Origin of the sequence: Paracoccus jeotgali, from assembly GCF_002865605.1 — a bacterium.
In the GTDB taxonomy this organism is placed as follows: Bacteria; Pseudomonadota; Alphaproteobacteria; order Rhodobacterales; family Rhodobacteraceae; genus Paracoccus; species Paracoccus jeotgali.
In genome coordinates this window covers 2947501-2962284 of sequence record NZ_CP025583.1, presented here as the reverse complement: position 1 = coordinate 2962284, position 14784 = coordinate 2947501, and the positions used below count along the sequence as shown (strand labels likewise).

The following is a 14784-nucleotide window of genomic DNA, read 5'->3' as shown; positions in this document are numbered from 1 at the left end:
GGGCGGGCGATGGCGCCCTGCCCCGCGATGTCAGGCGATGTCAGGCGGCGTCGGGTTTCTTGTCGCGCTTGATCTTCGAGACCGGGTGATCGGGCGGATAGGTCGGGGTGACCGGCTTGGGGTTGCCGATCAGCACGCACATCAGCGCCTCTTCGATGCCCTCGTTGCGCAGGCCGCGATAGACGCCGGGCGGGACCGAGACCAGATCGCGTTCGGTCAGCACCGTCTCGACCATCTCGCCCTTGTGCTCGATGAAGAAGCGGATCTTGTGGCCCTTGAGGATGAAGAACACCTCTTCGGCGTCGCGGTGGATGTGCAGCGGCCCTTCGCAGCCGGCCGGCAGCACCATGGTCGAGAAGGTGAAGTTCTCGGCCGGGACGACGTTCTCGTCATCGGCGACGCCGGTGGCGCCGGTGCCGATATAGCGCATCTGCGCACGGCGATAGATCGGGTCGTAGTCCGCCTGGAACTTCAGCGCGTCCCAGTCGAGCGTCCGCGTCTCATAACGCGCGGTCCGGCTTTCGACCCATTCGCCAAGGCTTTTGCCTTCGGGGATCACCACGTCGTCGGGTTCGACCGACGGAAACTTCTTTGGAGCGGCAGACATGGACTTCTCCTTCGGATGTGACGGTTGGCAGGGGGTGACGGATCAGACCTGGGCGCGCGGCAGATAGTGCAGCAGGCGCGTCTCGACCCGGACGATGGCGAAATAAAGCAGGATGCCGATGACGGTCAGCAGGATGATCGCGTCAAAGACCATCGCGGCATTGGCCTGCCCCCCGCCATAGGAAATCAGGAAGCCCAGACCGGTGTTGCCGCCGACGAGCTCGCCCACGGTCACGCCGATCACCGCAAGGGTCGAGGCGATGCGCAGCCCGGCCATCAGGTTGGGCAGGGTCGAGGGCATCTCGACCTTCAGAAAGATGCTCCAGCGCGACAGGTTATAGGCGCGGGCGAGGTTGACCAGATCGCGGTCGATGGTCCGCATCGCCTGCAGCACGTTGACCAGCACCGGGAAGAACACGATCAGCACCGTGACCAGCAGCTTGGGCATGGCGTTATAGCCGAACCACATGATGAACAGCGGCGCGAAGGCGACCTTGGGCGCGATCTGCAGGGCCAGGATGTAGGGCGACAGCACCTTTTCCCAGAATTCGGACATGCCCAGCAGATAGCCCAGCACCGCACCCAGCGCGCTGCCGATGGCAAAGCCGAGGACGGTATACAGCGCCGTCGACAGCGTGTGGCCCAGCAGCCCCTCATTGGCCCACATGCGGCCGAACTCTGCCAGACATTCCGACAGCGTCGGGATGATATAGCGCGGGACGTCCAGCGCCGGCGGCAGGATCTGCCACGCTGCCAGCAGAACGGCGAGGAAGCCGAGGCTTACATACATCGCCGTGCGCGGCGGGCGGATCCGCACCGGGGCGGGGGCGACCCCGGCGGTGGCGGTGGCGCTGCTCATTGGACGAACTCGTTGGTGTACAGGCTATCGATCGGGCTGGGCGACTGGATGATGCCGGCCTCGACATAGAAATCCTGCACCGCCTCGATCCGCGCCGGATCAAAGGCGCCCAGCGGCTGGCCCTCGCCCTCGGGATAGACCTTGTTGGCATAGGCGGTCATGATCGCCTCGATCTCGGCTTCCTTGCCGGTCTGCTGGGGCACGACGGCGACGAAATCCTTGGCAGCCTGGGCCGGATCGGCCTCGATGTCGCGCACCGCGCGCAGGACGGCGCCGACAAAGCCCCTTACCATCTCGGGACGCTCGGCGATGGTCTTGTCCGAGGCGATGATCGCCTGCGCCATGGCCGGGAAGATGGTGTCGACGGGCGCCTGCCCGATCTCGACGCCGGCCCCTTCGATGGCCGCGACCCATTCCGGCACGCCCGACATGGCGTCCAGACGGCCCGCGATCATCAGCTGGATGATCCCGCCCGCGCCCACGGCCTGTATGCTGACATCCGACTTGTCCAGCCCGACCGAGGCCAGCACGCCCAGCAGGTTGTAATAGGCGGTATCCTGAAACGAGATGACGCCGATATTCTTGCCCTTGAAATCCTCGGGGCCGGTGATGCCGCTATCGGCGCGCCAAGCCAGCTGGGTCAGGCCCTTGCCGCCCAGCAGCGCCACGCCGCGCACCTCCAGCCCGTTGGGCCGGACGATGATCGCGGTGTCGCCCATGCCGCCGCCCATATCGACGTTCCCGGCCGCGACCTGCGTCGCCACATCGGCGCCGCCCTTGCCGGTGCGGAAGGTGACGTCCAGCCCGGCCTCGTCGAAATAGCCTTTGGATTCAGCCAGTTGGAACGGTGCGAAGGCGGGCAGGAAGTCGGGCGCAGGGAACAGGTAATTCACCTTTTCCGCGGCCTGGGCAGACATGGCGCCCAAGGCGATCGCGGCGGCTGCGGCAGTCATAAGCAGGCGGTTCATATCATCGTCCTCGGTTGGAAGTGGGAGTCTTCAGATGGCTTTTTCTTCGAGCTTCAGATGCCGGAACAGTTGCGAGGCATAATCGGCGACCTCGGGCATCATTCGCCGCTTCAACGGATGGTTGCGGTTGGGCAGATCGACGCGGATCTCGGCGACGATCTGGCCGGGACGCTCGGACAGCACGAAGATGCGGTCCGACATCAGCACCGCCTCGGCAAGGTCATGGGTGATCAGCAGCGTGGTCTTGCCGCTTTCCGCGATGGTCTCGGCAAAGCTGTTCTGCAGCAGCAGCTTGGTCTGCGCGTCCAACGCCGAGAACGGCTCGTCCAGCAAGATGATCTCGGGGTCGATGGCCAGCGTCCGGGCCAGCGCCGCGCGCTGACGCATCCCGCCCGAAAGCTGATAGGGGTATTGATGCTCGAACCCGTCCAGATGGCAGCGGCGCAGTTCGAACATCGCCCGCTCGCGCCGCTCGGCCTTGGAAACCGGGCGCGACTCCAGCCCGAACTCGATGTTTGACACGATATTGCGCCAGGGCAGCAGCAGATCCTTTTGCAGCATGAAGCCGACGTGATCGTTGGGGCCGTTCACCGGCTCTCCGCTGACCAGCACCTCGCCCGAGGTCGGCTGATACAGACCCGCCGTCATCGACAGCAGCGTGGATTTGCCACAGCCCGACGGCCCCACGACCGAGACGAACTCGCCCGTATTCACGGTGAAGGTGACATCGCGGATGGCGGTCAGCACGGCGCCCGAATTGGTCGCGAACTGCTTGGTCAGGTTCCGGAACTCAAGCGCCATAGCCATGCTCGGCATAGGCCGCATCGAGCGACGCGTTGATTTCGGCAAGCTCTTGCGCCAGCAGCGCCTCGCTCCAATCGGTGCGGCCAGAGCGGGGGGCGGTCACGCCCTGCTCGGTCAACGCCACGGCGACATCGGCGTAATCATGCGTGCCGGCGGCATAGATCTGCATCAGCGCGTCGGTCAATACCGCCTCGGCAGGCTCCAGCTCGCGGCCCCGGCATTGATGCGCCAGCGCCGGGCGCGCGTTGTCGCGACCATGCTGCGCGAGTCGATCTTTGAAAGCATCCACCCTTGGTCTCCTCCATCCCGCAGGTGTGTTCATATACGAACACTTTGTTCAAAAGAGAATGAACTTTGAGTCGCGTCGAGTCAACATTTTTTTGAGAAGCGGCGCGAAGGGCGTCGTCCGACAGGTCGCGCGGCAGGTCGCGCATGGATTATCGGTGACGATTTCGTGTCGCCCTTTAATTACCGACCACTGGTCTGTATATTGACCGAATGGATAATCCGCCCGAACCCCACAAACGTCTGCGCATGGCACCCGATCAGCGGCGGGCGGATATTCTGGACGCGGCGCAGGGGCTGTTCTTTGCCCGCGGCTGGGACGACGTCACCATCGCCGATGTTCTGGCCCGGGCCGGGATTTCCAAGGGCGGTTTCTACCACCATTTCGCCGCCAAGGAGGATCTGCTGGACGGCGTGGTCGAGCGGTTCACCACCGCCGCGCTGATCTCGGCGCAGGCGGCGCGGGCGGCGGCGTCGGGGGATGCGCTGACGCGCTTCAACGCCTTTCTGGCCGAATCGAGCCGCTGGAAGGCCGAGCAGGCGCCGCAGATGAAGTTCTTTCTCGACGTGATGCTGCGCCCCGGCAACGATATCCTCTTTGCCCGTATCACCGCCGCGGCGAGTGCGGCCGCCATGCCCGTCCTGCTGGAGATGATCGCGCAGGGCGTCGATGAGGGCGCCTTTGACGTCCCCGAGATCGGCTTGGTGGGCGAGACCATCATCGCCATGTCGCAGGGCCGGCGCGCGGTGCTGACCGCCGCGATCCGCGACGCCGAGGCGGGTCGGATGGACCGGGCGGTGGCCGCGCTGGACCAGCGGATGCGGGCCGAAGGGGCGCTGATCGACCGGATGCTGGGCCTGCCTGCGGGCAGCATCATCCTGTCGAACCCGACCGAATATCGCCTGATGCTGCGCGCCATCACCGGCGCGGCAGGCGGCACCCACATCACACGACAGGAGCGAACATGCTGACCGTCAAGACACTGAAATCGAATGTCTATGAGCTGACGCTGCAGGGCGTCTTGGAGAAACGCGACATCGAGACGATGGAGCGCGAGCTGACCCCGGTGCTGCAAGGCGATGGTCCGCTTGGGCTGATCATCCGCGCCGAGCACTGGCAGGACATGACCGCCGACGCGCTGGCCGAGGACATGAAATTCGAGTTCGGGATGCTGACGCAATGGGCCAAGATCGCGCGCATGGCCGTGGTCACGGACCTTCAGGCGGTGTCGGCGCTGCTGCGGTGGATCGACCCGATCCTGCCGATGATCGAGATGCGCAGCTTTCCCTCCTCGGACGTCGCGGCGGCCGAGGCCTTTGCCTCGGACCTGCCGGATCAGCGCGACACCGCGGCTAACGGCGGGCTGACGCTGCTGGCCGATGGGTCGGACGGGGTGGTGGCGTTCGAGGTCGATGGCCGCATCACGCCCAAGGATGTCGAGGCCCTGTTCGCGCGGCTTCAGACGGTGATGCAGGGCGATGCCAAGGTCAATCTGCTCGCCCGGTTCAAACGCTGGGACGGCTTCGATCCGGCGCTGCTGACCGATGCCGGGATCTTCGGGTCGAAATTCGCCATGATCGGGCATCTGAAGCGCTATGCCGTGGTCGGCGCGCCGTCCTGGATGCAGGGCGTGATCTCGGCCATGGGCGCGGCGATGCCGTTCGAGATGCGCTGCTTCGACGCGGCGGACGAGGACGCCGCCCGCGACTGGGTCGGCTGGACCTGATCGCGCGCTTGGCCGGGCGCCGGCCTGCAGCTAGAACGAACCGCAAGTGGGGTTGCGGCGACACCATTGCTGACTGGAACCGTCCCGGGGCTCGGACGCGTTCGTCCGAGGAGACCAGACGATGACCGACACCCCGACTGACGATCGGCAAGAACTGACCTTCGAAAGCGACCCCGGATCGACCCGATCCAGATGGGTCGCGGGCGGGCTGGCGCTGGCCATCATCGGCTGGATGGGCAGCGGCTATATCCTGCCCTCGGAACAGGCCGAGCAGAGCGCGAAACAGCCCGTCGCCCCGCGCCCGGTGACGGTCGCCGTCCGCAAATCGGTGGCCGAGCCGGTCAAGCAGGTCTTCGTCGCCGAAGGTCAGGCCCTGCCCGACCGCGACACCATGCTGCGGGCCGAAACCTCGGGCCAGATCGGCGAGGTGCTGGTCGATATGGGCGCCGATCTCGAGGCGGGCGAGGTCATCGCGCGCTTTGACATCGCCGCAAGGCAGGCGGATCTGGAACGCGCCGAGCAAGAGCGCGACCGGGCGCAGCGCGAATTCGACAATGCCAGCTCGCTGCTGGAACGCGGCGTGGCGACGCTGGACCGCGTCTCGCAGGCGCGGGCGACGCTGGCGGCGGCCGAGGCGGGCGTCAGTTCCGCCCGGAAGGCCATCGAGGATACCGAGATCCGCGCCCCCTTTGCCGGCCGGCTGGAATCGCTGGACATCAATCTGGGCGAGTTCGTCTCGCTGGGGGCCGATGTCGGCCGGATCGTGGACAACACGCCCCTGAACATCCGCATCCAGGTGCCGCAGCAATCGCTGCGCGACGTCCGGGTGGGCCAGATCGCCGAGGTGGCCTTCATCACCGGCGAGACGACGACCGGCACGGTGACCTTCGTGGCCACCAGCGCCGACCCCGAAACCCGCACCTTTCGCGCCCGGATCGAGGTGGCGAACGAGGACGGCGCCATCCCTGCCGGCATCAGCGCGCAACTGCGCATCCTGACCGGCGAGCTGACGGCGCATTTCGTCTCGCCCGCGATCCTGTCGCTGGACACTGACGGCACGCTGGGGATCAAGACCGTTAGTGACGACAACCGCGTCAAGTTCCACAAGATTGACATCGTCCGCGCCCAGACCGACGGGATCTGGGTCGCCGGGCTGCCGGACGAGGCGCAGATCATCTCGATCGGGCAAGGCTTCGTGAATGACGGCGAGACGGTCGATCCGCAACCCGAACAGGACGGCGATGACCTGCCCGCCGTGCAGCCCGCACCCAACACGCCCGAGGCCGCGGCACCCGCCGACCCGGCCGGGCCGATCATCACCACCGCGCCCGGTGACGGGACCCCCGTCGCCGCCAATGCCGGGCCCGCGCAATGAACGGCATCATCGACGCCGCCTTCAGCCGCAGCCGCGTGGTCATCCTGTCGCTGCTAATGATCCTGGCACTTGGCGCCTATGCCTATGTGACGATTCCCAAGGAAAGCTCGCCCGAAATCCCGATCCCGATCTTCTATGTCTCGACCGGGCTCGACGGCATCTCGCCCGAGGACGCCGAGCGCCTGCTGATCGAACCGCTGGAAACCGAGCTGTCGACCATCACCGGGCTGAAGCAGATGACCGGGAACGCGGGCGAAGGCTATGCCAGCCTGCAGCTTGAATTCGAGCCGGGCTTCGATGCCGTGGCCGCGCTGGACAAGGTCAAGGAAGGCGTGGACCGCGCCACCCCCGACCTGCCCGAGGACGCCACCGACCCCCGCGTGACCGAGATCAACACCGCGCTGTTTCCGATCCTGACCGTGATCCTGTCCGGCCCGGTGCCCGAACGCACGCTGAACAGCCTGTCCGAGGATCTGGCCAAGCGGATCGAGGCGCTGAGCGGCGTGCTCGAGGTCGATGTCGGGGGCTCGCGCGATGCGCTGCTCGAAGTGCTGATCGACCCGACCGTGTTCGAGACCTACAATATCAGCTTTGAAGAGCTGATCGGCCAGATAAACCGCAACAACCGCCTGATCGCCGCCGGCGCCATAGAAAACGGCGCCGGGCGCATCGTGCTGAAGGTGCCCGGCCTGATCGAGGATGTCGCCGACGTCATGGCGCTGCCGGTCAAGGTGCGCGGCGATACGGTCGTGACCTTCGCCGATGTCGCCACCATCCGCCGCACCTTCGAGGACCCGACCGGATTTGCCCGCATCGACGGCCAGCCGGCGCTGGCGCTCGAGGTCAAGAAACGCTCGGGGTCGAACATCATCGAGACCGTGGACGCGGTGCGCGACCTGATCCAGACCGCGCAGGCCGACTGGCCGGAAAGTGTGAAGATCGACTATATGCAGGACGAAAGCGAGCAGGTCGACACCATGCTGAGCGACCTTGAGGCGAACGTCATCGCCGCCGTGATCCTGGTGATGATCGTCATCGTCTGGGCGCTTGGCATCCGCTCGGCGCTGCTGGTGGGACTTGCCATTCCGGGCGCGTTCCTGGCCGGGGTCACGGCGCTGCTGTTCATGGGCTACACGATGAACCTGGTCGTCCTGTTCTCGCTGATCCTCGTCGTCGGGATGCTGGTCGACGGCGCGATCGTCACCACCGAGTTCGCTGACCGCCGCCTGCAGGAAGGCGACCCGCCCAAGGTCGCCTATGCCGCGGCCGCCAAACGCATGGCCTGGCCGATCATCGCCTCGACCGCGACCACGCTCAGCGTGTTCTTTCCGCTGCTGTTCTGGACCGGGACGGTGGGCGAGTTCATGAAGTTCCTGCCCATCACCGTGATCCTGACGCTGACCGCCTCGCTGTTCATGGCGCTGATCTTCATCCCCGTGGTCGGCGGGCTGATCGGCAAGAAGCCCCCGCAATCGGCGGCGGCGAAACAGGCGCTGTATGCCGCCGAAAAGGGCGATCCGCGCGAGCTGGGCGGCTTTACCGGCGGCTATGTCCGGGTGCTGCAATTCGCCATCCTGCGGCCCTGGGCCACGCTGATCATGGCGGTGGCGCTGCTGCTGGGCGCCTTCGGCGCCTATGGTCAGTTCGGCACCGGGATCAGCTTCTTCCCCTCGGTCGAGCCGGAATTCGCGCAGGTGCAGGTCCGCGCCCGCGACAATTTCTCGATCTTCGAGAAGGACGCGCTGGTCCGCCGGGTCGAGCAGCGGCTGTTCGCTTACGACGAGATCGCCTCGGTCTATGCCCGGTCGGGCGGCAGCAACCGCACCGATGCCGACCTGATCGGTACCATCCAGATCGAGCTGACCGAATGGGACACCCGCCGCACCGCCGACGAGATCGGCGAGCAGATCCGGGCCGAAATGGCCACCATTCCCGGCATCGACGTGCAGGTGCAGACCGCCTCGCAGGGTCCCTCGGCCGGCAAGCCGATCAGCCTGCGCGTCGCGGCCGACGACCCCAAGGCGCAGGCCGCCGCGGTCGAGGCGATCCGAAAGGCGATGGACGATATCGGCGGCTTTACCGACATCACCGACACCCGGCCGCTGCCGGGGGTGGAGTGGCTCATCTCGGTCAACCGCTCGGAAGCGGCGCGGTTCGGGGCGGATATCTCCAGCCTCGGGCAGGCCGTGCAACTGCTGACGCGCGGCATCACGGTGGCCGATTATCGCCCCGACGATGCCGAGGGTTCGGTCGATATCAATGTGCGCTTCCCCTCCAACGACCGCACGCTCGAGGAGCTGCAATCGCTGCGCGTGCCGACCTCGGCCGGGCTGGTGCCGATCTCGAACTTCGTCACCTTCGAGCCCGCGCCCCGCACCGGCACCATCACCCGCGTCGATCAGCAGCGGGTCATCACCATCGAGGCCAATGTCGCCCCAGGCCTCTTGGTCAACGACCAGGTGGTGGCCCTGCAAGCCGCCATCGAGGCGCTGGACCTGCCCCCCAGCATCGAGGCCTCCTTCGCCGGCGAGGCGCAGGACCAGACCGACGCGACGCGCTTCCTGATCGGCGCCTTCATCACCGCGGTCTTCCTGATGTTCGTGATCCTGCTGATCCAGTTCAACAATTTCTTTCAGGCCCTGATCGTGATGAGCGCCATCGTCTTTTCCATCGCCGGCGTCCTCTTCGGCCTGATCGTCACCGGACGCCCCTTCGGCGTCGTCATGGGCGGGATCGGCGTGATCGCGCTGGCGGGGATCGTGGTGAACAACAATATCGTGCTGATCGACACCTATAACGATCTGAAAAAGGCCGGCCTGTCCCCGCTCGAGGCCGCGCTGCGCACCGGCGCACAGCGCCTGCGCCCCGTGGTGCTGACCTCGGTCACGACGGCCCTGGGCCTGATGCCCATGGTGATCGGCGTAAACCTCAACTTCTTCACCCGCGAGATCGTCTACGGCGCCCCCTCGACCCAGTGGTGGACCGAACTCAGCTCGGCCATCGCCGGCGGCCTGGTGATCGCCACCGTCCTGACCCTGATCGTGACCCCCGCGATGCTGATGCTGGGCGAGAAGAAGGCGCGGCGGAGGGAGAGGGGGGCGGTTGGCGAGGGAGCGGTGCGCGGGGAGGCGGTGCGGGGCGGGTGAAGGGGGGATGCGAGGCTGTATGTTTCTCCTGCGCTCACTAAGGTCCGGCACGGACATTGCTTGCTACCACCAACTGCACGACCGTCTCCGCCATTGAGCCCAGCAAATAACCATGCTCTTGCTGAGACCCAGTCAGGCCAATAGCGATCCTCGCCATGGGCGTTGTGAACGGGCCCCCCTTTCGACCGGACACTCAGGCATAACCATGGAGGCTTAGGGATAGCCCCAGGCACGTGCTTATGTCTGACTATGAAATCATCAGCGATGGCGGCCGCAGGCGTCGCTGGACGTCGTCCGAGAAGCTGCGGATCGTTGAGGAGACGCTGGACGAGACTGCCAGCATCTCGGTTGTTGCGCGCCGTAATGGCGTTGCGCCGAACCCGGCTCGTATCGTTGGCGGCGGCTGATGCTGGAAGGGGGAGCCGTGGCCGTGTCAGGAGACGATGACGTCACAAGCAATCGCGCCGTCCGGCATTCATCATCGACGCCCATGACCGCGAGATCATCGCCTGGTGCGCCGTCGTGGACGCAAGCAGCAGCGGATCGGACGTATGCGACATGATGCTGGCAGCGGTAGAGGCGCGGTTTGCAGATTACCGCGCACCGCACCAGGTCGAGATGTTCAGCGACAACGGTTCGCCCTACACCGCCAGGGAAACCTGCATCTTCGCCCGCCAGCTCGGCCTGAAACCCTGCTATACGCCGGTGAAGAGCCCGCAGAGCAATGGGATATCCGAGGCATTCGTGAACACACTCAAGCGGGACTACGTGAACGTCACTCCGCTGCCAAACGCCGTCACCGTCCTTGGACTGATTGCCGGATGGTTCGAAGACTACAATGAGAACGACCCCATTTGGGGCTGACGATGCACTCACCACGCGAGTTCATCGCAGCCCAAACCGCAACCGCCTGAGTGTCCGGTGAAACGGAGGCAAGATCAGAAGGGACCCGCTAACGCTAATCCGCCATTCTCTTATTGGTCGGGGCGCATTTGTTCGCTGCATCTCTCAGGTGATGACTGCATCAGAAGTAAGCGTCCGGCCTGACCGCTACCCGCGCCATTTCCAAGGCAGCAGGTCATCGACCTTTGTGATCTTGTAATCAGGGATACGGGCCAGGGTGTCGGCGAGCCAGGCATGGGGATCGATGGCGTTGAGCTTGGCTGTTTCGATCAGGGTGTAGGCGATGGCGGCGGCCTTTCCACCTGCCTCGGAACCGACGAATAGGTAGTTTTTCCGCCCGAGGGCGATGGCGCGCATGCCGCGTTCGGCGGCGTTGTTGTCGAGCTCGAGGATGCCGTTGTCGAGGTAGGGGCGCAGGCGTTCCATCCTGGTGAGGGCGTATCGGATGGCGGCCGCTAGCGGGGATTTCCCCGAGATCGTGGTGAGTTGCATGGCCAGCCAGACTTCCAGGTCATCGAAGACCGGGGCGGCATGTGCCTTACGGAGTTCGGCGCGGCGGTCCGGTGGCGAACCTCGGGCTTCCTTCTCGACGGCATAGAGCCGGGCGATGCGGCCGATGGCCTCCTCAGCGATCGGCGAACCTTGCGATCGGTGGATGTCCACGAACTTGCGCCTGACATGGGCCATGCAGGCGACCTCGCGGATGGCGCCGGAACGGTAGAGATCCTCGAACCCGGCATAGCCGTCGGCATGCATCCAGCCGCGGAAACGGGCCAGATGATCCTTGGGGTGCTGACCCTTGCGGTCGCCCGAGAAGCGATACCATGCGGCAGGCGGAGCATCGCCATCCCATGGGCGCTCATCGCGGGCATAGGTCCAGAGCCGGGCCGTCTGGGTCTTGCCGGTGCCGGGCGCCAGCATCCGCACCGGCGTATCGTCGGCGAAGATCGCCTCGGCCGACAGGACATGGCGCCCGATGGCCTCGGCCAGTGGCTCCAGAAGGGTGGTGGTCTTGCCGACCCAGTCGGCCAGGGTCGATCGGTCGAGATCGAGCCCTTCGCGGCCGAAGATCTGGCTCTGGCGATAGAGGGGAGATGGTCGGCATACTTGCTGACCAGCACATGGGCCAGCAGACCCGGCCCGGGGCGACCGCGCTCGATCGGGCGCGACGGCAGCGGGCCTGGACGAAGCGTTCGCAGCAAGCGCAGGTCAGCCGGGGCGGACAATCCGGTTCACGATGAAGCGCCCAGGAACATACTCCAGCTCTTCCGTGACGTCCTCGCCGATCCGGCGCAGGCGACCGCCGCAATCGGCACAGGCATCGGCGCCGGGCATCAGTTCCACCTCCATCCGGGGGATATGATCCGGGATCGGACGGCGCTTGGGTTTGCCCTTCTCCTCGATGTCCGGCAGACGCATCCGCGCCGTCATCGCGGCGGCCGCGATCTCGCTGGCCTCAAGAGCCAACTGAAGCTGTTCTGCCGTCTCCGAGGACGCGCCGAACCGGTGTGCCCGGTGCCCGGCCAGTTGGTGCCGCAGCTTCTCGATCAGGATCGCCTGCGCCTTCACCTCGGCCAGAAGCCGCGCGGTGAAGCTGCGCAACTCCTCGGGATCTTCCGGCAGGGTCAGGGTCTGATCGAGCATGCAAGGAGTTTATCCCACGGGATTCCTTATGGGAATCATTCTCTTGTGGCCCCCCCCTGATTATCCCGCTGCCAAGGGCCGCCACGTTCGCTCCGGGGCACGCCAGTCGATCCCTTCCAGGAGCATCGACAACTGCGCCGGTGTCAGCGCCACCTTCCCCTCCTTGGCCGAGGGCCAGACGAACCGGCCCGCTCCAGCCGCTTCATGAACATGCAGGCCCCTGGCCATCCCACCAGATGACCTTCACCAGATCACCGCGACGGCCGCGGAAGACGAAGAGATGCCCGCCGAAAGGATCCTGCTTCAGCACCGCCTCGGCCTGCGCCGCCAAGGAAGCAAAGCCCTTGCGCATGTCGGTGACCCCGGCAGCCAGCCAGACCCGCGTGTTGGCCGGAACCGGGATCACGCCGAAAGTCCCCGGATCAGCCGCGCCAGCGCCTCAGGATCATAGCTGCCGCTGATCCGCATCCGGTGACCGCCCGCCAGCTCGATCTCGATGTGGTTCTCGGCGGCAGGTGCCGCCGGAGTAGACCTGGTCTCCGCGACGATCTCTACGGGCAGAAACCGCGCCTCCTCTGCTGGGGGCGCAACCGAGGTGGGGTCCGGCGCATAACGGGGATCGCGCAGCCACTTGAAGATCAGGTTCGCGTTCACCGCGTAGCGCCGCGCCACCTGAGCCACGGAAACGCCCGGCGCCGCCGTCTGGAAACAGATCGAACGCTTCTCCTCATCCGTCCAAAGTCGCTTCGTCCGACGCGCCACGCCATCACCATAGTGTCCACTATCAATGGTGGACACTATCCGCCTCTTTCACCACGCGGCAGGGCGGTCAGGCCGGACGCTTACCATCAGAATTAGCGCCGTCGGACAGGTCGCGTCTGCACCCCTTGTTATTCCCAGCGGTTGCAAAGGCTATTCCAAACGGTTTTTCTCCGATTCTCAGTGCGAAACTAACCTCGGTTGTTACCAAATGCAAATAGCCTCCCGTGAGGGAGGCTATTGGCTTTTGGCCTTGCGTAGGTATTTTGGTTGCGGGGACAGGATTTGAACCTGTGACCTTCAGGTTATGAGCCTGACGAGCTACCGGGCTGCTCTACCCCGCGCCATTTGTGTTTTGGCGTTTTTTTATCGTTCGAGAGATTTGCGTTTCTTTTCAGATCTGGCGGTGACCTACTCTCCCACGTCTTGAGACGCAGTACCATTGGCGCGACGGCGCTTAACGGCCGAGTTCGGGATGGGATCGGGTGTTTCGCTCGTGCTATGTCCACCAGATCGGAGAAGAAACGCTCAGCGTTCCGCGTGACATGCGGGTTGTTGTCCAAGGATGCTTTTGGAAGCGGGGATCGTTTTTTTGCGATCTGGCCACTTCCGGATCAAATCAAGCCTATCGAGCCATTAGTACCGGTCAACTGAACACATTGCTGCGCTTACATCTCCGGCCTATCGACGTGGTGGTCTTCCACGGCTCTCAAGGGATACCTGGTTTTGAGGGGGGCTTCACGCTTAGATGCCTTCAGCGTTTATCCTGTCCGTTCATAGCTACCCAGCACTGCCGTTGGCACGACAACTGGTCCACCAGTGGAACGTTCACCCCGGTCCTCTCGTACTAGGGGCAACTCCTCTCAAGTATCCTACACCCACGGCAGATAGGGACCGAACTGTCTCACGACGTTCTAAACCCAGCTCACGTACCTCTTTAAACGGCGAACAGCCGTACCCTTGGGACCTGCTCCAGCCCCAGGATGAGATGAGCCGACATCGAGGTGCCAAACGATGCCGTCGATATGGACTCTTGGGCATCATCAGCCTGTTATCCCCAGCGTACCTTTTATCCGTTGAGCGATGGCCCTTCCACTCGGGACCACCGGATCACTATGGCCGTCTTTCGACTCTGCTCGACTTGTCAGTCTCGCAGTCAGGCTGGCTTCTGCCATTGCACTCAACGAGCGATTTCCGACCGCTCTGAGCCAACCTTCGCGCGCCTCCGTTACTCTTTGGGAGGCGACCGCCCCAGTCAAACTACCCACCACGCAGGGTCCCGGATCCGGATGACGGACCGCGGTTAGACATCAAGAGTGCGAAGGGCGGTATCTCAAGGATGGCTCCACGGGAACTGGCGTCCCCGCTTCAAAGCCTACCGCCTATCCTGCACATCGCAATCCTGATGCCAGTGCGAAGCTATAGTAAAGGTGCATGGGGTCTTTCCGTCTAACCGCGGGAAGTCTGCATCTTCACAGACAATTCAATTTCGCTGAGTCCACATTTGAGACAGCGGGGAAGTCGTTACGCCATTCGTGCAGGTCGGAACTTACCCGACAAGGAATTTCGCTACCTTAGGACCGTTATAGTTACGGCCGCCGTTTACCGGGCTTCAATTCAATGCTTGCACATCTCCTTTTAACCTTCCGGCACCGGGCAGGCGTCAGACCCTATACGTCGTCTTGCGACTTCGCAGAGCCCTGTGTTT

10 protein-coding genes, 1 tRNA gene, 2 rRNA genes and 3 pseudogenes (1 of these 16 only partly in view) are annotated in these 14784 nt (G+C 64.5%); 5 read left to right on the top strand and 11 right to left on the bottom strand.

Features of this window, described 5'->3' with window-relative positions:
• Positions 1-40: 40 nt before the first annotated feature.
• Genes CYR75_RS14240 through CYR75_RS14220 form a run of 5 tightly spaced genes read right to left on the bottom strand, consistent with a single transcriptional unit; the run spans position 41 to position 3526 of the window.
• Positions 41-607, bottom strand: coding sequence for a cupin domain-containing protein (locus CYR75_RS14240; protein WP_101500637.1), 567 nt, complete (start codon positions 605-607; stop codon positions 41-43).
• Between the two features lie 42 nt (positions 608-649).
• Entirely contained in the window at positions 650-1465 is an 816-nt protein-coding gene (locus tag CYR75_RS14235; protein WP_101500636.1) for an ABC transporter permease, read from the bottom strand.
• Positions 1462-2433: an ABC transporter substrate-binding protein gene (locus CYR75_RS14230; protein ID WP_101500635.1), complete on the bottom strand. Its 972-nt coding sequence runs from the start codon at positions 2431-2433 to the stop codon at positions 1462-1464. Before CYR75_RS14230 ends, CYR75_RS14235 begins: the two co-directional genes overlap by 4 nt.
• Positions 2434-2463: 30 nt before the next feature.
• A complete protein-coding gene (locus tag CYR75_RS14225) occupies positions 2464-3240 on the bottom strand; it encodes an ABC transporter ATP-binding protein (RefSeq protein WP_225972751.1) in 777 nt (258 codons plus the stop codon).
• Positions 3224-3526: a recombinase-like helix-turn-helix domain-containing protein gene (locus CYR75_RS14220; protein WP_101500633.1), complete on the bottom strand. Its 303-nt coding sequence runs from the start codon at positions 3524-3526 to the stop codon at positions 3224-3226. Before CYR75_RS14220 ends, CYR75_RS14225 begins: the two co-directional genes overlap by 17 nt.
• 209 nt (positions 3527-3735) lie before the next feature.
• Here CYR75_RS14220 and CYR75_RS14215 point away from each other — a divergent pair, with 209 nt between their 5' ends.
• The 5 genes and pseudogenes from CYR75_RS14215 (at position 3736) to CYR75_RS14195 (ending at position 10684) form a co-directional block, all read left to right on the top strand.
• Complete coding sequence (locus CYR75_RS14215; RefSeq protein ID WP_225972750.1) at positions 3736-4494, top strand: TetR/AcrR family transcriptional regulator; 759 nt, start codon at positions 3736-3738, stop codon at positions 4492-4494.
• On the top strand, positions 4488-5249 hold the full coding sequence (locus tag CYR75_RS14210; RefSeq protein ID WP_101500631.1) for a SpoIIAA family protein: 762 nt from the start codon (positions 4488-4490) through the stop codon (positions 5247-5249). Before CYR75_RS14215 ends, CYR75_RS14210 begins: the two co-directional genes overlap by 7 nt.
• A 121-nt stretch (positions 5250-5370) precedes the next feature.
• Positions 5371-6624 carry an efflux RND transporter periplasmic adaptor subunit gene (locus CYR75_RS14205; protein ID WP_225972749.1) on the top strand — a complete coding sequence of 418 codons (1254 nt, stop codon included), beginning with the start codon at positions 5371-5373 and terminating at the stop codon, positions 6622-6624.
• A complete protein-coding gene (locus CYR75_RS14200) occupies positions 6621-9770 on the top strand; it encodes an efflux RND transporter permease subunit (protein ID WP_101500630.1) in 3150 nt (1049 codons plus the stop codon). Before CYR75_RS14205 ends, CYR75_RS14200 begins: the two co-directional genes overlap by 4 nt.
• Positions 9771-10009: 239 nt before the next feature.
• Positions 10010-10684: pseudogene (locus CYR75_RS14195) on the top strand (transposase).
• A 136-nt stretch (positions 10685-10820) separates the two neighbouring features.
• Here CYR75_RS14195 and tnpC read toward each other — a convergent pair.
• The 6 genes and pseudogenes from tnpC to CYR75_RS14165 form a co-directional block, all read right to left on the bottom strand.
• A pseudogene (tnpC, locus tag CYR75_RS14190) lies at positions 10821-12317 on the bottom strand (IS66 family transposase).
• Positions 12318-12377: 60 nt separating this feature from the next.
• Positions 12378-12723: pseudogene (gene tnpB / locus CYR75_RS14185) on the bottom strand (IS66 family insertion sequence element accessory protein TnpB).
• Positions 12720-13115 (bottom strand): IS66-like element accessory protein TnpA, encoded by a 396-nt coding sequence (gene tnpA / locus CYR75_RS14180; protein WP_101498326.1) that lies wholly within the window; start codon positions 13113-13115, stop codon positions 12720-12722. Before tnpA ends, tnpB begins: the two are co-directional and overlap by 4 nt.
• 228 nt (positions 13116-13343) lie before the next feature.
• Positions 13344-13420, bottom strand: a tRNA-Met gene (locus tag CYR75_RS14175).
• Positions 13421-13474: 54 nt separating this feature from the next.
• Positions 13475-13589: ribosomal RNA gene (rrf, locus tag CYR75_RS14170) — 5S ribosomal RNA — on the bottom strand.
• A gap of 102 nt (positions 13590-13691) precedes the next feature.
• Positions 13692-14784 (bottom strand): 23S ribosomal RNA (locus CYR75_RS14165); it runs 1740 nt beyond the window's last position.